This window comes from Blastochloris sulfoviridis, from assembly GCF_008630065.1.
Lineage (GTDB): Bacteria > Pseudomonadota > Alphaproteobacteria > Rhizobiales > Xanthobacteraceae > Blastochloris > Blastochloris sulfoviridis.
The window spans coordinates 106,473-123,708 of the sequence record NZ_VWPL01000008.1 but is presented as its reverse complement, the minus strand read 5'-3'; the positions used below and the strand labels follow the sequence as shown (position 1 = coordinate 123,708).

Annotated in this window: 18 protein-coding genes; 7 read left to right on the top strand and 11 right to left on the bottom strand. The window is 69.1% G+C overall.

Going from position 1 to position 17,236, the window contains the following annotated elements:
• Positions 1-65: 65 nt before the first annotated feature.
• Positions 66-1,067 (bottom strand): PfkB family carbohydrate kinase, encoded by a 1,002-nt coding sequence (locus tag F1193_RS06655; protein WP_150096890.1) that lies wholly within the window; start codon positions 1,065-1,067, stop codon positions 66-68.
• Positions 1,068-1,211: 144 nt separating this feature from the next.
• Between F1193_RS06655 and F1193_RS06650 the strand changes: the two genes are divergently transcribed.
• Together F1193_RS06650 and F1193_RS06645 are read left to right on the top strand one after the other, a co-directional pair.
• A complete protein-coding gene (locus tag F1193_RS06650; RefSeq protein ID WP_150096889.1) occupies positions 1,212-1,892 on the top strand; it encodes a GNAT family N-acetyltransferase in 681 nt (226 codons plus the stop codon).
• The gene (locus F1193_RS06645; protein ID WP_150096888.1) at positions 1,889-2,755 is read left to right on the top strand and encodes an isocitrate lyase/PEP mutase family protein; all 867 of its coding nucleotides are present in this window, start codon (positions 1,889-1,891) and stop codon (positions 2,753-2,755) included. The genes F1193_RS06650 and F1193_RS06645 overlap by 4 nt, the downstream gene beginning before the upstream one ends.
• Before the next feature lie 16 nt (positions 2,756-2,771).
• Here F1193_RS06645 and radC read toward each other — a convergent pair whose 3' ends face one another.
• Entirely contained in the window at positions 2,772-3,449 is a 678-nt protein-coding gene (radC, locus tag F1193_RS06640) for a RadC family protein (RefSeq protein WP_150096887.1), read from the bottom strand.
• A gap of 38 nt (positions 3,450-3,487) precedes the next feature.
• Positions 3,488-4,312, bottom strand: coding sequence for a type I methionyl aminopeptidase (map, locus tag F1193_RS06635; protein WP_150096886.1), 825 nt, complete (start codon positions 4,310-4,312; stop codon positions 3,488-3,490).
• 157 nt (positions 4,313-4,469) lie between these two features.
• Between map and F1193_RS06630 the strand changes: the two genes are divergently transcribed.
• On the top strand, positions 4,470-5,423 hold the full coding sequence (locus F1193_RS06630; RefSeq protein WP_150096885.1) for an FkbM family methyltransferase: 954 nt from the start codon (positions 4,470-4,472) through the stop codon (positions 5,421-5,423).
• Positions 5,424-5,442: 19 nt separating this feature from the next.
• Here the strand turns inward: F1193_RS06630 and F1193_RS06625 are convergent, their stop codons facing one another.
• The 3 genes from F1193_RS06625 to F1193_RS06615 form a co-directional block, all read right to left on the bottom strand.
• Positions 5,443-6,114, bottom strand: coding sequence for a protease inhibitor Inh/omp19 family protein (locus F1193_RS06625; RefSeq protein ID WP_170263423.1), 672 nt, complete (start codon positions 6,112-6,114; stop codon positions 5,443-5,445).
• A gap of 117 nt (positions 6,115-6,231) precedes the next feature.
• Positions 6,232-7,167: a 2-hydroxyacid dehydrogenase gene (locus F1193_RS06620; RefSeq protein ID WP_246164175.1), complete on the bottom strand. Its 936-nt coding sequence runs from the start codon at positions 7,165-7,167 to the stop codon at positions 6,232-6,234.
• On the bottom strand, positions 7,088-8,131 hold the full coding sequence (locus tag F1193_RS06615) for a DMT family transporter (RefSeq protein WP_246164172.1): 1,044 nt from the start codon (positions 8,129-8,131) through the stop codon (positions 7,088-7,090). Before F1193_RS06615 ends, F1193_RS06620 begins: the two co-directional genes overlap by 80 nt.
• Positions 8,132-8,620: 489 nt before the next feature.
• On the opposite strand from F1193_RS06615, the gene F1193_RS06610 reads away from it, so the two are divergent.
• The 4 genes from F1193_RS06610 (at position 8,621) to F1193_RS06595 (ending at position 11,349) form a co-directional block, all read left to right on the top strand.
• Positions 8,621-9,172, top strand: a complete 552-nt coding sequence (locus tag F1193_RS06610; protein WP_150096882.1) for a L,D-transpeptidase — start codon at positions 8,621-8,623, stop codon at positions 9,170-9,172.
• Positions 9,173-9,267: 95 nt separating this feature from the next.
• Positions 9,268-9,939, top strand: a complete 672-nt coding sequence (locus F1193_RS06605) for a DUF1007 family protein (protein ID WP_150096881.1) — start codon at positions 9,268-9,270, stop codon at positions 9,937-9,939.
• Positions 9,930-10,886: a nickel/cobalt transporter gene (locus F1193_RS06600; protein WP_150096880.1), complete on the top strand. Its 957-nt coding sequence runs from the start codon at positions 9,930-9,932 to the stop codon at positions 10,884-10,886. The genes F1193_RS06605 and F1193_RS06600 overlap by 10 nt, the downstream gene beginning before the upstream one ends.
• 139 nt (positions 10,887-11,025) lie before the next feature.
• Positions 11,026-11,349 carry a high potential iron sulfur protein gene (locus F1193_RS06595; RefSeq protein WP_150096879.1) on the top strand — a complete coding sequence of 108 codons (324 nt, stop codon included), beginning with the start codon at positions 11,026-11,028 and terminating at the stop codon, positions 11,347-11,349.
• A 252-nt stretch (positions 11,350-11,601) separates the two neighbouring features.
• Here the strand turns inward: F1193_RS06595 and F1193_RS06590 are convergent, their stop codons facing one another.
• The 5 genes from F1193_RS06590 to iorA all read right to left on the bottom strand — a co-directional run bounded on the left by F1193_RS06590 (position 11,602) and on the right by iorA (position 17,156).
• Positions 11,602-12,153, bottom strand: coding sequence for a 2-oxoacid:acceptor oxidoreductase family protein (locus tag F1193_RS06590; RefSeq protein WP_150096878.1), 552 nt, complete (start codon positions 12,151-12,153; stop codon positions 11,602-11,604).
• A gap of 2 nt (positions 12,154-12,155) precedes the next feature.
• Positions 12,156-13,001: a 2-oxoacid:ferredoxin oxidoreductase subunit beta gene (locus F1193_RS06585; RefSeq protein WP_150096877.1), complete on the bottom strand. Its 846-nt coding sequence runs from the start codon at positions 12,999-13,001 to the stop codon at positions 12,156-12,158.
• A complete protein-coding gene (locus tag F1193_RS06580) occupies positions 12,994-14,136 on the bottom strand; it encodes a 2-oxoacid:acceptor oxidoreductase subunit alpha (protein ID WP_150096876.1) in 1,143 nt (380 codons plus the stop codon). Before F1193_RS06580 ends, F1193_RS06585 begins: the two co-directional genes overlap by 8 nt.
• A complete protein-coding gene (locus F1193_RS06575) occupies positions 14,136-15,080 on the bottom strand; it encodes a 2-oxoacid:acceptor oxidoreductase family protein (protein ID WP_150096875.1) in 945 nt (314 codons plus the stop codon). Before F1193_RS06575 ends, F1193_RS06580 begins: the two co-directional genes overlap by 1 nt.
• A gap of 267 nt (positions 15,081-15,347) precedes the next feature.
• Positions 15,348-17,156 carry an indolepyruvate ferredoxin oxidoreductase subunit alpha gene (iorA, locus tag F1193_RS06570; protein WP_150096874.1) on the bottom strand — a complete coding sequence of 603 codons (1,809 nt, stop codon included), beginning with the start codon at positions 17,154-17,156 and terminating at the stop codon, positions 15,348-15,350.
• Between the last annotated feature and the right edge of the window lie 80 nt (positions 17,157-17,236).

Genomic DNA, 17,236 nt, shown 5'->3' with positions numbered 1-17,236 from the left:
GGTTAACGGCTCTGGCGGGGCAAAGCCGTCTGGCGGTAGCCGGGGAGAGATGACGCCCGTGTCCATCAGTGACAGGGTGGGACTTGCCCGCCGATTGGGTCTTTAGCTGGGCCGTTCCGTGGTCCGTTGGCGGCCTTGTCTGGGCCGCGTGGACGAATTGCGTCCTCCGCAAGTCGAAGTCCGGCACGTGCGGCTGCCTCCGGCGGCTGGTTGTTCAGGCGGGCCGCGAGATAGCCGGCGTCAAACTCTTCCCATGCGGCAACCGGGATCACCGCCGCGCCTTCCTGCGGGTCGGCCTGATCGGTCGTGGTCTGCCCGGTTGTGGTCGGCTGCTCGGTCGCGACACGGCTTGCCTCGCCGCCGCTCATCACCAGCACGCCCTCGGCGCCGGTCTTGACCGCGACCTCGGCGATGCCGGCGGCCGCCAGCCGGTCGAGCGTGGCGGCCGGCGAGACGTCGCCATAGAGCAGCGCCTCGTCGGCGAAGTTCACCAGCGCGATGTCGGTGCGGCACAGCGCCTCGGCTAGCACGGCGCGGGCGCGCGCCGCATCGCCGCCCCAGCCCTGCGGCTGGAACCGGCCGGCGAAGGCGATCCTGGCGCCGCGCTCGCGCGCCACCTCAAGGGTCGCGAGCAACCGGCCAAGGCCGACATTGTCGTAGAGCGACAAGGTGATGCCCGAGATATAGACGAGGCGCGCCAGCGTCATCGCCTCGGCCACGGCACCCCACCCATGAACCGAGAAGAGATGGTGCGCCGGCGCCCCATCGCGCCAGCCATGGACAAGGCGCTCGCCGCTCGTCGCCGTGTCGATGAGGGTGAGGTTGGGCTTGGTGCCGGCGATCCGCACGATCAGGTCGGTCGCCATCCCCTCCGCCTCCATCGCCGCGATGATCGTGCGTGAATAGGGATCGTCGCCGAGCGCGGTGGCGAAGGCGGTGGGCACGCCGAGGCGGCCGAAGCGCACGGCGGTGCGGAACACGTCGCCGCCGAACGACAGGGCGTAGCGCCCGTCATCGCCGCGGAAGAGTTCGATCGACACCTCGCCGATGGCGACGACGCGGGACATGGGCAACCTCCTGTCTGGAGCGGCGCACAATGGCCCGTCGGGGCGCGGGTGTCCACGCCGGGGCCGGATGGCCTCGGCGATGGCCTCGCCTTGGCTGGATGGCTTCGCTATCAAGCCTCGTTTGGGCCGCTGCAGGGGGAATCGATGGCGGAAGGCACCGGGACGCGAGACCTGTCGCACTGGACGCCGCGTCCCACGCCGGACGGCCGGCCGCTCGCGGGGCGTTTCGTCCGGCTGGAGCGGCTCGATCCCGCTCGCCACGGCGCCGATCTTGGCCGGACCACGGCGGCGCCGGCCGCGCTCTACGACTTCCTGTTCGAGCCGCCGCCGGTCGATGTGGCCAAGGTCGAGGCCTGGGTGGCGCAGGCGGCGGAAAGCCTCGATCCGTTCTTCTATGCGGTGGTCGACCAGGCCAGCGGCGAGGCGGTGGGCCGGCTCGCATTGATGCGCATCGATGCCAAGAACGGGGTGATCGAGGTCGGCTCGATCCTGTTCGGACCGCGGCTCCAGCGCACCGCCGGGGCGACCGAGGCGATCGCGCTGGTCGCCGGCCACGTGTTCGACGATCTCGGCTACCGGCGCCTGGAATGGAAGTGCAACGACCGCAATCTCCCCTCCAAGCGGGCGGCCCTGCGGTTCGGCTTTTCCTACGAAGGGCTGTTCCGCCAGCACATGGTGCTGAAGGGCGAAAACCGCGATACTGCGTGGTTCGCGATGCTCGACAACGATTGGCCGGCGCACCGGCGCGTGTTCGAGACGTGGCTCGATGCGTCCAATTTCTCGCCCGACGGCCGGCAGCGCCGGCGACTTGAGGAGTTCCGATGAGCGAGCAGGCGGAGAAGGCCGCGCGGTTCCGGGCCCTGCACGCGGCGCCGGGCGCCTTCGTGATTCCCAATCCGTGGGACGCCGGCACCGCCAAGCTGCTGACATCCTACGGGTTCCCGGCGCTGGCCACCACTAGCGCCGGCTTCGCCTACAGCCTCGGGCGACCGGACGGGATGGGCCTGCTGCGTCGCGAGGAATTGCTGATCAATGCCGCCGACATCGCCGGGGCGACCGCGCTGCCGGTGTCGGGCGATCTGGAGAACGGCTTCGGCGAGCGCGATCTCGATATCGAGACCACCATCATCGGTGCGTCCGCAGCTGGGCTGGTCGGCGGCTCGATCGAGGATGCCACCGGCAATTCCGAGGCGCCGATCTATGCGTTCGACGCCGCGGTCGCTCGCATCCGCACGGCGGCTGCTGCGGCCCGCAGCCTGCCGCACGATTTCGTGCTGGTGGCGCGGGCCGAGAACTTCCTGCACGGCCGGCCCGATTTCGACGACACGCTGAAGCGGCTCGTCGCCTATGCCGAGGCCGGGGCGGACTGTCTCTATGCGCCGGGGGTCAGCGATCCCGAACTGATCAAGGCGATCGTGCGGGCGGTGGCGCCCAAGCCGGTCAATGTGCTGGTGCCGGGCAAGGCCGGGCTGTCGGCGGCGGACCTCGCCGCGCTCGGCGTCAAGCGCATCTCGCTGGGCTCGGCTTTGGTGCGGGTGTGCATCGGTGCGCTGATGCGCGCGGCCGAGGAGATCATGATCCACGGCACCTTCACCGCCCTCAACGGTGCGGTCGCCTACGGCGACGTGCAGGCGCGGTTCCGCGACCTGCTGGAGCGGGAAAGGGCGGACGCCGCCGGGCAGAGCTGACCGACCGAAAACCGTCTCACATCAGCCCCAGGCCCCTGAACGAGGCGTGGCCGTTCTTGCCGATGATCAGGTGGTCGTGCAGCGTGATGCCGAGCGGCGCCGCGGCCTCGATGATCTTGCAGGTCATCTGGATGTCGGCGGTGGAGGGGGTGGGGTCGCCCGAAGGGTGGTTGTGCACCAGGATCAAGGCGCTGGCCGACAGTTCCAGGGCGCGCTTGACCACCTCGCGGGGATAGACCGGGGTGTGGTCGATGGTTCCGCGCGACAGCACCTCGTCGGCGATAAGCTGGTTGCGCTTGTCGAGGAACAGGATGCGAAACTCCTCGCGCTCGGCGAAGGCCATCGCCGCGCGGCAGAAATCCAAAACCTGCGACCAGGAGCCCAGAACCGGGCGATCCTTGACGGCGCCCCTGGCGAGGCGCTGGGCCGCCGCCTGGATGATCTTCAGCTCCGCCGCCACCGCCTCGCCGACGCCTTCGACCTCCACCAGCCGCGCCGGGGGGGCGGACAGCACCTCGGCAAACGAGCCGAAGCGGCTGAGCAGGGCCTTGGCCAGCGGCTTGGTGTCCTGCCGCGGCAGCGCGCGGAACAGCACCAGCTCCAGAAGCTCATAGTCGGGCAGGGCGTCGGGCCCGGCCTCCAGGAAGCGGGCGCGCAGGCGTGCGCGGTGGCCGGCGAAATGCGGCTCCGACATCCCCGGCGGCGATTTCGGGGCCCGGGCCACGGCTGGCCTCAGACGGTGTAGGGTGGCTTGTCCAGCCCTTTCGGCGACAATGTGAAGATCTCGACGCCGGTCTCGGTGACGCCGACCGCGTGCTCGAACTGCGCCGACAGCGATCGGTCGCGGGTCACCGCGGTCCAGCCGTCGGACAGCACCTTCACGTGCGCCCGGCCGAGATTGATCATCGGCTCGACGGTGAAGAACATGCCGGGCTTCAGCACCGCGCCCTCGCCCGGGCGGCCGACATGGACGATGTTCGGCTCGTCGTGAAACAGGCGCCCTAGGCCGTGGCCGCAGAAATCGCGCACCACGCTCATGTGGCGCGGCTCGACGAAATCCTGGATGGCGGCGCCGATGTCGCCGACCGTCGCCCCCGGCTTGATCACGGCAATGCCGCGCATCATCGCCTCGTAGGTGGTCTCGATCAGCTTTTCGGCGCGGCGGGGAATCTCGCCCACCGGGTACATGCGGCTCGAATCGCCGTGCCAGCCGTCGAGGATCAGGGTGACGTCGACATTGACGATGTCGCCCTCGCGCAGCGGCTTGTCGTTGGGGATGCCGTGGCAGACCACGTGATTGATCGACGTGCAGGTCGACTTGCGGTAGCCGCGGTACATCAGCGTCGCCGGCAGGGCGCCGTGGTCCATGGCGAACTCGAACACCGTCCGGTCGATGGCGTCGGTGACGACGCCCGGCTGGATCATCGGGGTGATCAGGTCCAGCGCCTCGGCCACGAGGCGGCCGGCCTTGCGCATGCCGTTGAAGTCGGCTTGCCCGTGGAGCTTGATCTGGCCGTTCTTGCGCAGCGGCGCGACGGTGGCATCGACATAGGTCATTTCGTTTTCACTCGGAACCAAGTGGCTGCGGCTGCCTCTTGCCTCGCCGGTTCGGGCAATGTAGGCGATCGGCAGGCTCGCGCAAGGATGCGTCGCAGGTTTCAGGCGGCCGCGGCCGCGCTGTCCTGCCGGAGGCCAACCGCACTGGAGTTCGGGATTGCCGGAACGCGACAACGACTCCAGCCCCTACGGCACCTGCGAGCCCGGCGCTTTCGCCTCGCGCATCATCCGCCTGACCCGCCGCATTCCCGACCGCTGGCTGTATCGGCGCCTCGCGTTCACGCTGCGTCGGCTGGTGACCACGCGGCTGGCCGGCCGGCCGCTCGACGTCGAATCGATGGGCGCCCGCTTCCGGCTCTACCCGTTCAACAATGTCTGCGAAAAGCGCATCCTGTTCACGCCGCAATATTTCGACCCGGCCGAGCGGGCGGCGCTGGGGGCGTTCGTCGACCGGCGGATCGAGAGCGGCCTTGAGGTCACCTTCGTCGATATCGGCGCCAATATCGGCGGCTACAGCCTGTTCGTGGCGGCGCGCACGAAGGGGCGCGGCCGGCTTCTGGCGATCGAGCCGCAACCGGTCGTGTTCGACCGGCTGTGCTTCAATATCGGTGCGAATCCCGGCTGCGGCGTCAAGGCTCTGTCGATCGCGGTGGCTGATCGCGAGGGGCCGCTGACGCTGTTCCTGGCGGCGCGCAACAAGGGCGAATCGAGCGTCAAGGTGCTCGGCTTCGATGCCGGCGAGGGCGCCAGCGTCACGGTTCCGGCAGCGCCCCTGAACCGGATCCTGGACAGCGAGGGCATCGATCGCATCGACGCCATGAAGATCGATGTCGAGGGGGCCGAAGACCTCGTGCTGCTGCCGTTCTTCCGCAGCGCGCCGCCGGCGCGCTGGCCGGCGCTCTTGATCCTCGCCAACCGGCTGGACCTTTGGCACTCCGACCTCGACGCGCTCCTGGCCGAGCACGGCTACGTGCTGCGCAGCACCTCGCGGCTGAAGCGGCTCTATGAGCGGCCGGAGGAGGCCGCCGCGGGCGGCGCGCAGGCCCCGTTCCCGGAGGAGGCGTCGCGCGAGGCGCCGGCCGCCGGCGAACAGCGGATGGCCTCGCGCTGACGGCAGGCCGGATTTCCGCTCAGCGGATCAGCAGCAGCGGCCGGTTGCCCTCGGGCACCTTGCGCCAGACATTGTCCTCGGTCTGCTCGAAGCGGAGCTGGTCGCCGCTGCTGGAGAGGATCACCATGTCGGTGCGCTCGATCCGCCACGACACCGGGGCGAACGACGTGATGGTCTGGTCGCAGCCGGCGGCGAGCGACAGCTTGAAAGTGTCTTCGGTGGCCGGCTTCTCGGTCAGCGTCACCTTGCAGATCGGCCGGTCCGGCTGGCGGGCGAAGCTCCAGGTGCCGGCGAGATCGGCCGGCACCGGGCCCGGCGGCTCCGAGCCGCCGGCGCGCGACAGGAAGAAGATGCCCTCGCCGGAGCGGGCCATCTCGTAGAGGCCGTCCTCGGTCTCGCCGAACTCGGCCACCGTGCGGCCGGTGCCGTCGATGAGGCGGATGGCGCCGGCCGGGCCCAGCGCCCAGGCGTTCACCGTCGACAGGAAGGGCAGCGCGGCGGCGCAGGCCGGCTTGTCGAACGCCAGCGCAAAGCCGCCGCTCTGCACGCGCGCATCCAGCGTCATCGCGCAGCGGCGGGTCGATTCGGCGTCGGTGATCTCGAATGCCCCGGCCAGGTCGCGAACCTCGTCGGGCACTGTGGCGGCCGGCACCGCCTCGGGCGCCTTCTGCGGCTTGGCGGTCTCGGCCATGGCGGGGCTGGCCAAGGATAAGGCCAGACAAAGCAGAAATGCGCGCATGCCCCTATTCCCAGCAGGTCCGAACCCCGGCGGATTCGAACGATGAACCCCGATTTGAGTAACAAAATATCATGCGTTGGGCGAATTCCGCCACGGCGTTTCCGGTACCGGGGTTAACGGGCCGCGCCCCTCGAACCAGCTCACCAGATTGTCGATCGTGAGTTGCGCCATAGCCTGGCGGGTGTAGAGCGCGGCCGAGCCGACATGCGGCAGCAGCACCACGTGCTCCATGGCGATCAGCTCGGCCGGCACGTTCGGCTCGTCGGCGAACACGTCGAGGCCGGCGGACAGGATGGTGCCGGTCTTCAGCGCCTCGATCAGCGCCGGCTCGTCGACCACCGAGCCGCGCGCGACATTGATCAGGATGCCGCGCGGCCCCAGCGCGGCCAGCACCTCGGCATTGATGGCGGCGCGGGTCTCCGGCGTGCCCGGGGCGATGGCGATCAGCGTGTCGACGTTGCGGGCGAGCGCAACGAGGTCGGGATGATAGGGATAGGGCACGTCGGCGTGGGCGGTGCGGCTGAAATAGGCCACCGGCACGCCGAAGGCGTCGAGCCGGCGGGCGATGGCCCGGCCGATGCGCCCCATGCCGTAGATGCCGACGCTTCGGTCGCGCAGCGAGGGGCTGAGCGGAAAGTTCGCCTCCCGCCACTTGCCGGCGCGCAGATAGCGCTCGGCCTGCGGCAGTTGGCGCACCGTGCCGATCAGCAGGCCGAGCGCGGTGTCGGCCACCTCCTCGGTCAGTACGTCGGGGGTGTTGGTCACCACCACGCCGCGCCGGCCGGCAGCCGCGGCGTCGATGTGGTCGTAGCCGACCCCGAAACTGGCGATGATCTCCAGCTTCGGCAGGCGGTCCAGCAGCGCCGCGTCGACCGGCGCGCCGCCCACCGTGGAGGCAAGGGCGCGGATGTGCGGGGCGGCCGCCTCAAGCGCCGTCTCGCCGCCCGTCTCCCACAGCCTGAGAAGCCGGAAGCGCTGGCCGAGCTGGTCGAGAATCATCGGCATCACGGGCCGGGGCACCAGGATCTGGGGCGGGGTGTCGGTCATGCGGGACTCCATCGGGCGCGGCCGTGCGGCGGGCCCGCTCGCGATAGATCAAATACAGGCCCGAGGCGATGACGATGGCGCTGCCGGCAACTGTCCACAGGTCGGGCAGGTCGCCGAACACGAGATAGCCGGCGATCACCATCCAGACGATCTGGGTATAGATGAACGGCGCCAGCACCCCGGCCGGCGCCTTGTGGTGGGCCTTGATGAGCAGCCAGTGGCCGAAGCTGCCGAAGGCGCCCACCGCCACCATGGCAACGATCTGCAGCGGCTCGCCGGGCGCCACCCACACGAAGGGCAGCGGCACCGAGGTGACCAGGAAGCCGACCAGATTGGAATAGAACAGCGTGGTCAGCGCCGAATCGTGGCTCGCCAGCACGCGGGTCGCGATGTTGTAGATGGCGTAGGCCACCGCCCCGAGCAGCGACAGGCCGGCGGCCCAATGGACGTCGCCGAGGCCGGGCCGGGTGATCACCAGCACGCCGCAGAACCCGACCAGGATCGCCAGCCAGCGCCGCCAGCCGATCCATTCGCCGAGGATCGGCCCGGCCAGCACCGCGACGAAGAACGGCGTGGTGAAGACGATCGACATGGTCTGGTCGAGGCGCAGATAGCGCAGCGCCATGAAATTGAGCACCGTCGAGGCCAGCAGCAGCGCCGAGCGGCCGAGCTGCAGCGCCGGCCGCCGGGTGCGGATGAGGCCGGGCACCGTCCAGGGATTGACGACGACGAAGGTCAGCAGGAAGGCCGCGGTGTAGCGCGCCCACACCACCTGGAGCGTGTCCATGTGGAGGCTGAGCCATTTGGCGGAGGTATCGAGGCAGCAGAAGCAGGCGAGCGCCGCGCACATCAGAGCGATGCCGGCGAGGCGCTGCCGCCGCGGCTGGGTCACGACGACCGGAGGAGTGGCGGGGGCGTTCACGGGGCCTTCGGGGGAGTGGGTGGCGACGCGCCGAGGGTGAACACGGCATACGGTTTCCGGTTGATCCCTTCGGGATACCGGAAACGGTCTCGCCGAAAAATCCTTGAGTTGGAAGGGATTTTTCGGCGATCGGAAGATGGTTCTCCGGCTTTATCAGCCGGAAACCGTATCATTTCGAATCTGGGCAGGCATGGGGCATGGCGGTTGTGCCGCGCACATGCCTGACCTGCATCGTGCCTGCCGGCGCACAGCGGGCGGGTTGGCACCCTTCTCCCGGGCATCCGGCGGGCCTCGGCCAATCGAGGCGCCCGGGACGACGCGAAGTTTAACAGTCTTTTCAACGCAACGTGGTCAAATCGTGGCGTTCGTGGAGCGCAGCCGGACAGCCCGCGGGTCAAGCGTGGACTTGACTTCATTGTGGCAAAAATGAACCCAAAGGTGGGCTTCTGCGTCTTAGAGTCAGTTGAGTAAGCAGTGGGGCGGAAGACCATGTTGACGGTGCAACGGAATACGGTGCTCGCGCTCGCCGCGGCAGCGATCCTTTCGGTGGCGGTCTCGACGCAGAGCTTCGCGGCGACGGAGCGCGGCGACCGGTCGGTGCGGCCGGGGCCGCAGCTCGTGGATTTCGACGGGGCCTATGAGCCCGGTACGCTGGTGGTGAAGACCTCCGAGCGCCGGCTCTATTTGACCCTCGGCAACGGCAAGGCCTACCGCTACGGCATCGCGGTCGGCGAGCCGATCCGGCAGTGGTCGGGCGAGAGCTGGGTGTCGGCCAAGCGCGCCAATCCCGATTGGCGGCCGACAGCGCGCATGCGCAACGCCAACCCGTCCCTGCCGAGCTACATGCGGGGCGGACCGGGCAATCCGCTCGGCGTGCGCGCGCTCTATCTGGGCTGGAGCGAGTACCGCATCCACGGCACCACCAAGCCGTGGTCGATCGGTACCGCCTCGTCCAATGGCTGCTTCCGCATGCACAATTCCGATGTGGTCGACCTCTATGAGCGCGTCCATGTCGGCGCGCCGGTGATCGTGATGCGCTGAGCGGGCACTGCGATCCGCCGGGGCGGCCACCGTTCCGCCGCACTCCCGGCCGACACCCGCAAGAGGGAGCGCGGATTGGAGTTCGCCGGAAGTCCATGGGAGTTCGCCGGAAGTCGTTGACGGGCTGGGCGTTTGCCGGGGTGCTCGGCCTCGTGCTGACGGGGCTGGTGCCGGATGCGGCGCGCGCCCATCCGCACGTCTGGGTGATCGCCAAGAGCGAGCTGCTCTACACCCCTGAGGGTGCGGTGACCGGCGTCCGCCTGACCTGGGAATTCGACGACATGTTCTCGGCCTTTGCGACGCAGGGGCTGGACGCCGACCATGACGGCAAGCTGTCGCGCGAGGAACTGGCCGAGCTTGCCAAGACCAATGTCGAATCCCTGAAGGAATTCGACTACTTCACCTATGCCAAGTCCGGGTCGCGCAAGCTCGCTTTCGCCGATCCGACCGATTATTATCTTGAGCAGCAGAAGGATGTTCTGGTGCTGCACTTCACGCTGCCGCTGCAGAAGCCGGTGGTATCCAAGGACAGCCTGCGGCTCGAAGTCTATGATCCGACGATGTTCGTCTCGTTCGCCTTTGCCGATGGCGATGAGGCGATCACGCTCGCCGGCGCGCCGGCCGGCTGCAGCGTCGCGATCGAGCGGCCGAAGCCGCTGCAGCCCGGCCAGCCGCTGACGCTCTCCGAGTCGTTTTTCAACAGCCTCACCGCCTCCAGCGATTTCGGCGCGCAGTTCGCCAACCGCGCGACGGTGAAATGCCCGTGAGCCGGTGCGCCGTTCGGGCCGGGCTGGTGCTGGCCGCGGTCGCGCTCGTGTCGTTGCCGGCGCTGGCCCAAAGCGGGCCGTTCGGCGTCGGCCCCAAGCCGCCCCCGCCGCTGCCGGACGGAATCCTCGGCTGGATCCTGTCGGTGCAGGCGGAGTTCTACCGCGGCCTGACCCAGGCGCTCCGGGCGGCCCGCACCGACCCTACGGCGGCGGGCGGCCTCGTCGCGCTGAGCCTCGCCTATGGGGTGTTCCATGCCGCCGGTCCCGGCCACGGCAAGGCGGTGATCTCGGCCTATCTGCTGGCCAATGAGGCGACATGGCGGCGCGGTGCGGCGCTCGCGTTCGCCGCTGCGATGGTGCAGGCGCTCGTTGCAGTGGCGCTCGTCGGCATTGCGGCGACGATGGTGCGCATGACCGCACTCGAAATGGGCGCGACGGTGCAGGTGATCGAGACCACGGCCTATGCCGGCGTGCTCGGGCTCGGCCTGTGGCTCGCCTGGACCAAGGGCCGGGCGCTGTGGACGGCGTGGCGCGGCGGCGCGGTGGCCGGCTGCGGCCCGGGCTGCGATCATACCGCCCATCTCGACCCCGCCGATCTCGCCGCGCCCGGCGGCCTGGCGCGCGCCGCGGCGGCGGTGCTGTCGGTGGGCCTTCGTCCGTGCTCGGGGGCGCTGGTGGTGCTGGTGTTCGCGCTCGCCAACGGCGTGCTGTGGCTCGGCGTGGCGGCGACCTTCGCCATGGCGCTCGGCACGGCGACGACGGTGGCGGCCATCGCGGCGCTGGCGGTGTTCGCCAAAAGAGCCGCGCTGAAAGTTGCGGTGGCTTCCAGCGGCCGGGGCGAACTGGCGCTGCGCGGCATGGAATTCCTGGCGGCGCTGGCGGTGGCGGCGTTCGGCGCGGCGCTGCTTGCCGGCTACATGGTTGCCGAGCGGGTGATGCCGTTCTGAGCGCCGCGTCTCAAGCTCTGAGCGACGCGTTGAAGCTGACAAAACCCTGACATCTCCCGTCACCCGGCCGTCAGTGCCCGAAGTCTAGCGTTCCATGCCCGCGATTCGGTTCCGGGCGAGGGAATGGAAGACGACTGGCATGACATACTCTTGCGAAAACCCGTCGCGGCGCGGTCTGCTGCGCGGCGGCGCCGGTGCGGCTGCGGCGGCGCTGATCGGCATTCCGGCTTCAAGCGGACCGGCCGGCGCCTTCGGGCCGCCGCCCGGGCAGAGCTGGGCGGACTGGGCCGAGGCCAACACGCCCAGGAAATCGACGCAGCGCGACGCCGACTATCACGTCGCCTCGGGCGGCAGGCGCTGCGCCAACTGCGCCAACTTCAAATCGCCGAACCGCTGCGCCGTCGTCGAGGGTGCCAACAGCCCCGAGGGCGTGTGCAAGCTCTATTATGGCGCCCGGCGGTGAGATGGTCGTCCTGTTGCGTCATCCCGGCCGAGCGAAGCGAGAGCCGGGATCGTTCGCAGGAAAAGGCCCTCGTTCTGAAAACGGTCCCGGGTCGCGCGCCTTCGGTGCTTGCCCGGGACGACGACCTCATGTTCGCGTCATCCCGGGCGAGGCGGAGCCGAGACCCGGGATCGTTCGCAGGAAAAGGCCCTCGCTCTGAAAACGGTCCCGGGTCGTGCACCTTCGGTGCTTGCCCGGGGCGACGCGTGGATCTCACCCCGCGGGCGCGAGGCGCTCGATCGCGAAGCCTGCCCGGACCGCGGCGATGTTGAGCTCGGCGAATTTCGGCGGCGTCTCCAGGCACACCGCGGTCTCCAGCGAATCCTTGCCGCACACGCCTGACAGCCGCGCCAGCGCGCCGAGCGCGATGATGTTGGCGATGCGCGGCGAGCCGATGGCGGCGGCGCGCTGGCTGAGCGGCAGCACGTGCAGCTTGAACGGGCCGGTGGGCGGCGTCTCGACGAGGCGCTCGTCGACGATCACCAGCGCGCCCGGCTTGATGAAGGGAAGCGAGCGGTCGATGCCGACCTGGGAGAGGGCGGCGATCATGTCGAGGCCGGTGACCAGCGGATAGTCGGACGGATCGCTGGCGAGGATCAGGTCGGAATAGCAGTAGCCGCCGCGCGAGGTCGGCTCGTAGCTCTGCGACTGGGCGGCGCGCTTGCCCTCCAGCCCCAGCGCGCGGAACAGGATCTGCATGCCCAGGATCAGGCCCTGGCCGCCGGAGCCGGCGAGGCGGATCTCGGTGCGCTCCATTCCGGTCATGGTCAGCCCTCCGTCCCGGCGCGCAGCTCGGCCGAGCGCTCGCGATAGGTTCGGCCGTATTCGGGCCTTGCGTGGCGGGCGAGGATGCCGGTGGCCATGCGGTTCGGGCGGAACGGCTGGTCCGGCGCATTGCCGAGCCCGTCCGGCACCATGTCGCTCTTCTGGCTCAGGATCATCTCGGCCGACTCGCCGAGTTCGTTCTTGCGGCCATAGATCTCGGTGCAGTCCGACATCACCTCGACGAACGAGAAGCCGTCGTGCTCGATCGCCGCGCGGATCAGGTTCTTCAGCGCCGGCGCCTGCCGCGTCACCTCGCGGCCGACGAAGCTCGCGCCCGCCGCATCCGCCAGCTTGCAGGCGTCGAAGGTCGGCTCGGTGTTGCCGGCGGGCGTGGTCGAGGTCACCCGCGTCGCGGAGGTGGTCGGCGACACCTGGCCGCCGGTCATGCCGTAGATCTCATTGTTGAGCATCAGGCAGGTGATGTCGAGATTGCGCCGGCAGGCGTGGATCAGATGATTGCCGCCGATGGCCAGGCAGTCGCCGTCGCCGGTGATCACCACCACGGTCAGGTCGGGGCGCGCCAGCTTCAGCCCGGTGGCGAAGGCCAGCGGCCGGCCGTGGGTGGTGTGGAAGGTGTTGGCGTCGATATAGGCGCCGGTGCGGCCCGAGCAGCCGATGCCGCAGACGACGGCGAGCTTGTTGCGGTCGATGCCAAGCTCGTGCACCGCCCACAACAGCGAGCGCAGCGCGATGCCGTGGCCGCAGCCCGGGCACATGAAGTGCGGCATCAGATTGAGCCGCAGATAGTCCTTCACGTCGAAGTCGGACACGCGGGCGATCTCATTCATCGGCGACAAGCTCCCGAACCTTCTGGGCGATGGCGGCGGGCGGGATCGGTTCGCCGTCCACGCGGTTGAGGCCGGCGACCTTGGCGCTGCCGCCGACCACGCGCTGGACCTCATGGATGAGCTGGCCGGCGTTCATCTCCGGCACCAGCACGGCGCGGGCATTGGCGGTGGCGGCGCGCAGCGCCTCGTCCGGGAACGGCCACAGCGTCACCGGCCGCACCAGGCCGGCGCGGATGCCCTCTGAGCGCAGCATCTGCACGGCGCGGCGCGCGGCGCGCGCGGCGATGCCGACGGCAACGATGACGGTGCCGGCGTCCTTGGTCTCGATCTGCTCGACCTTGTCGATCTCGGCGCGGTTGCGCTCGATCTTGTCGAGGATGCGGTTCAACGCGTGCGCGGCGAGGTCGGGCTTCTGGGTCGGAAAGCCGTCCTCGGTGTGGGTGAGGCCGGTCACGTGCAGGCGATGGCCGTCGCCGGGGCGGGCCATCACCGGCACGAGGTCGTCGGTCTCAGCGTAGGGCTTGAAGCCCTCCTCGGTGCCGCTCGCCCATTTGCGCTCGACCGTGTGGATCGAGCCCTTGGGCGGCAGCTCGACGGTCTCGATCAGGTGGGCGATGATCTGGTCGTAGAGCACCACCACCGGCACGCGGAACCGTTCCGACAGATTGAAGGCGCGGATGGTCTCGGCATAGACCTCCTGCACCGAGGCCGGCGCCACCACGATGATGGGGTGGTCGCCATGGGTGCCCCAGCGCGCCTGCATGATGTCGCCCTGCGCCGGCTTGGTCGGCATGCCGGTGGAGGGGCCGCCGCGCATCACATTGATGATGACGCAGGGCACCTCGGTCATCGCGGCGAAGCCGAGATTCTCCTGCATCAGCGAGAAGCCGGGGCCGGAGGTGGCGGTCATCGCCTTGGAGCCGCCGAGCGAGGCGCCGATTACCGCGGCGAGCGAGGCGATCTCGTCCTCCATCTGCACGAACACGCCATCGACGCGCGGCAGATCGCGCGACATCTGCTCGGCGATCTCGGAGGAGGGGGTGATGGGGTAGCCGGCGAAAAAGCGGCAGCCAGCGGCAATGGCCGCCAGTGCGCAGGCCTTGTTGCCTTGAAGCGAATGAAGGGAAGAGGACATCACGCGGTCGCGGATTCACGCACGTTGGTTTTGACGGAAATGGCGAAGTCCGGGCACAGCCATTCGCACACATGGCAGCCGGTGCAGGCTTCGGGATGCTTGACCGTCGCGACCTGCTCGCGCGACATCGCAAGGCAGCGCTCCGGGCACAGCTTCACGCAGATGTCGCAGCCCTTGCACCAGGCCGGATTGATCGTGACCTCGAACGACACGTCGGCATGCGGCCGGCTGGCGGGGCGCCAGGCGATGGTCTTGTCGAAGCGCAGTTCGGGGTCGGCGCGCGCGGCCTCGGCCCAGGCGCGGCCGGCCTCGAACGCCTTGCGGTTGATCTCGCGGGTGCGCTTCGGCACCAGCTCCTCGATCACCGCCAGCCACTCGGCCGCCGGATCGCCGAGCGACACCGACAGCGTGCCGAGCAGCACGGTGTTGGCGGCGCGCACGTCGCCCAGTTCCTCGGCGATCGAGGTGGCGTCGAGCGCATAGCCGTCGGCAATGCGGCCGACGATCTCGGCCGGGGTCTCGCGCGCATAATTGGTGGTGGCGCCGTGCTTGCGGCTGCGGCAGGCAAACGGCGGCACGATGCGCCGCGTGTCGGCGATGAACACGCCGGTGTCGGGCTTGAGATGGTCGAGCCAGCGCAGGCCTTCCGCCCATTCCAGCGCGATCAGCGCGTCGGCGTCGCCCTTGGCGATGGTCGGCGACCACACCTCCTTGCCGAAGCGCACATGGCTGAACACGATGCCGCCGCGCTTGGCCATGCCGTGCACTTCGCTCTGCTTGACCTGCAGGCCCTGGCGCTGGCCCAAGAGCGCCATCACCTTGGAGATCATCAGCACGCCCTGGCCGCCGACGCCGACGATCATGATGTTGCGCGCCTGCGCCGGGTTGGGGTCGGCCGCGGCCGCGGCGTCGTCCAAGGGGAGAGCGGTGTTTGCAGCGGTCATCTTCGTGCGCCTGGCGTTCACGGGAGCATCGGCCTGACTGATCGGATCGGAGCGGTGCCCGACGTCCTTGAGGTGTTGCGGTCTCGCCTGCAAAGGCTTCTTGCGTAAAGATCTTCTGCGCAAAGGTCATTTACGCAAAACCGGTTCCCACTTTTGCGCATCATGCTTCGGCGACCTTCGGACTTTGCCGGCACCGTCGATGCGATATCGTTATTTGGTTGAGCATGATGTTCTCGCAAAACCGGTTCCCACTTTTGCGCATCATGCTCAGTGCACCGGCTGGATGCAGTCCGAGGGGCAGACCTGGGCGCACACCGTGCAGCCGATGCAGCTCGCCGGATCGATCTTCACCTTGTGGCGGCCCTCATGCACCTCGTCCGACCAGGTGATGGAGGGGCAGCCGAGATTCATGCACGACTGGCAGGCGACGCAGCCCGCCGCGTTCACCGCCAGCGCCGTGCCCTTGATCTTGACCGGATCAAGCACGCACGGCCGGCGGGCGATGACCACCGACACGCCCTTGGTCGAGATCGCCTCGCGCAGCGACTGATAGAGCCGGCCGACCTCGTAGGGATCGACGATGCGCACCGACTCCACGCCCACCGCGCGGCACAGCTTCTCGTAGTCGACCCGCGGCGCCGGCTCGCCGCGCAGCGTGCGGCCGGTACCGGGATGGTCCTGGCCGCCGGTCATCGCGGTGATGCCGTTGTCGAGGATCACCACCGTGATGTTGGCCTTGTGATAGACGGCGTCGATCAGCGGCGGAATGCCGGAGTGCAGGAAGGTCGAGTCGCCGATGGTGGCGACGATCGGCTTGGTCTCGGTGCCCGACAGCGACATGCCGGTGGCGTTGGCGATGGAGGCGCCCATGCACACGGTGGTGTCGATCGAGCGCAGCGGCTCGACGGCGGCCAGCGTGTAGCAGCCGATGTCGCCGGCCACCCGCGCGCTCAAGCCCCGCAGCGCCAGGAAGGTGGCGGTGTGCGGGCAGCCCGAGCACAGCACCGGCGGGCGGGCCATCGGCTCGATGTCGAGCGACAGCGGCGCCGGCGCCGGGTCCATCAGCCCGGCCTTGGCGAGGCCGGCGCGGACCAGCTCGGGCGAGAACTCGCCGATGCGCGGGAAGAACGCCTTGCCCTCGGCCGCAAGGCCCAGCCCCCGGATCTCCTTCTCCAGCACCGGCTCCAGCTCCTCGACCACGATCAGGCGGTCGACCGAGGCGGCAAACGCCTTGATGGTCTCGTCGGGCAGCGGATAGGCGGTGCCGAGCTTGAGGATGGAGGCGGTGGGGGCGACCTCCTTGACGTAGAGATAGGATGTCGCGCCGGTGACGATGCCGAAGCGGGTGTCGCCCTTCTCCCAGCGGGTGAGCGGGGAGTCTTCGAGAAATTTCGCCAGCCGCGCCTCGCGCTCGATCACCTTGGGGTGGAGGCGGCGGGCATTGGCCGGGATGGTCACGGTCTTGGTCGGCTGGTCGACGAAGCCCTTCGGCGCCGGCACCTTGCGGCTGCCGACCCGCACCAGCGAGCGAGTGTGCGACAGGCGGGTGGTGGAGCGCACGATCACCGGCGTGTCGAAGGCTTCCGAGAGCTCGAACGCCAGCTTGGTGAAGTCATACGCCTCCTGGGCGTCGGAGGGCTCCAGCACCGGCACGCCGGCCAGCTTGGCGAACAGGCGGGTGTCCTGCTCGTTCTGGGAGGAGTGGATGCCGGGGTCGTCGCAGACGATCAGGACGAGGCCGCCATGGACGCCGATATAGGACTGCGACATCAGCGAGTCGGCGGCGACGTTGAGGCCGACATGCTTCATGGTGCAGATCGCCCGCACGCCGGAGAGCGCCGCGCCGATGGCCACGTCGAGCGCCACCTTCTCGTTGGTCGACCAGTCGGCATAGAGGTCGGACGCCGGATAGCCGGCCAGCGACTCCAGGATCTCGGTGCTCGGCGTGCCGGGATAGGCGGCGGCGACGCGCACGCCCGCCTCCCAGGCGCCGCGGGCAATGGCCTCATTGCCCATCAGCGGCAGCGACTCCGTGCCCGCCGCCTCGACCTCGACATCTCTGACTTGAAGGTTCATCGCGATACCGGCCCTCTTGGGATTCCTTGCCCTCTTGGGGATCCTTGCCCTTTCGGGAATCTTTGCCCTTTGGGGATTTT

Excerpts from the sequence above, each read along its gene's own strand:
- F1193_RS06585 (WP_150096877.1), bottom strand. The coding sequence starts at position 13,001 with ATGAATGAGATCGCCCGCGTGTCCGACTTCGACGTGAAGGACTATCTG.
- F1193_RS06580 (WP_150096876.1), bottom strand. The coding sequence starts at position 14,136 with ATGTCCTCTTCCCTTCATTCGCTTCAAGGCAACAAGGCCTGCGCACTG.
- F1193_RS06575 (WP_150096875.1), bottom strand. The coding sequence starts at position 15,080 with ATGACCGCTGCAAACACCGCTCTCCCCTTGGACGACGCCGCGGCCGCG.
- F1193_RS06625 (WP_170263423.1), bottom strand. The coding sequence starts at position 6,114 with ATGGCCGAGACCGCCAAGCCGCAGAAGGCGCCCGAGGCGGTGCCGGCC.
- F1193_RS06605 (WP_150096881.1), top strand. The coding sequence starts at position 9,268 with ATGGGAGTTCGCCGGAAGTCGTTGACGGGCTGGGCGTTTGCCGGGGTG.
- iorA (WP_150096874.1), bottom strand. The coding sequence starts at position 17,156 with ATGAACCTTCAAGTCAGAGATGTCGAGGTCGAGGCGGCGGGCACGGAG.
- F1193_RS06645 (WP_150096888.1), top strand. The coding sequence starts at position 1,889 with ATGAGCGAGCAGGCGGAGAAGGCCGCGCGGTTCCGGGCCCTGCACGCG.
- F1193_RS06650 (WP_150096889.1), top strand. The coding sequence starts at position 1,212 with ATGGCGGAAGGCACCGGGACGCGAGACCTGTCGCACTGGACGCCGCGT.
- map (WP_150096886.1), bottom strand. The coding sequence starts at position 4,312 with ATGACCTATGTCGATGCCACCGTCGCGCCGCTGCGCAAGAACGGCCAG.
- F1193_RS06595 (WP_150096879.1), top strand. The coding sequence starts at position 11,026 with ATGACATACTCTTGCGAAAACCCGTCGCGGCGCGGTCTGCTGCGCGGC.
- F1193_RS06600 (WP_150096880.1), top strand. The coding sequence starts at position 9,930 with ATGCCCGTGAGCCGGTGCGCCGTTCGGGCCGGGCTGGTGCTGGCCGCG.
- radC (WP_150096887.1), bottom strand. The coding sequence starts at position 3,449 with ATGTCGGAGCCGCATTTCGCCGGCCACCGCGCACGCCTGCGCGCCCGC.
- F1193_RS06590 (WP_150096878.1), bottom strand. The coding sequence starts at position 12,153 with ATGACCGGAATGGAGCGCACCGAGATCCGCCTCGCCGGCTCCGGCGGC.
- F1193_RS06620 (WP_246164175.1), bottom strand. The coding sequence starts at position 7,167 with ATGCCGATGATTCTCGACCAGCTCGGCCAGCGCTTCCGGCTTCTCAGG.
- F1193_RS06655 (WP_150096890.1), bottom strand. The coding sequence starts at position 1,067 with ATGTCCCGCGTCGTCGCCATCGGCGAGGTGTCGATCGAACTCTTCCGC.
- F1193_RS06610 (WP_150096882.1), top strand. The coding sequence starts at position 8,621 with ATGTTGACGGTGCAACGGAATACGGTGCTCGCGCTCGCCGCGGCAGCG.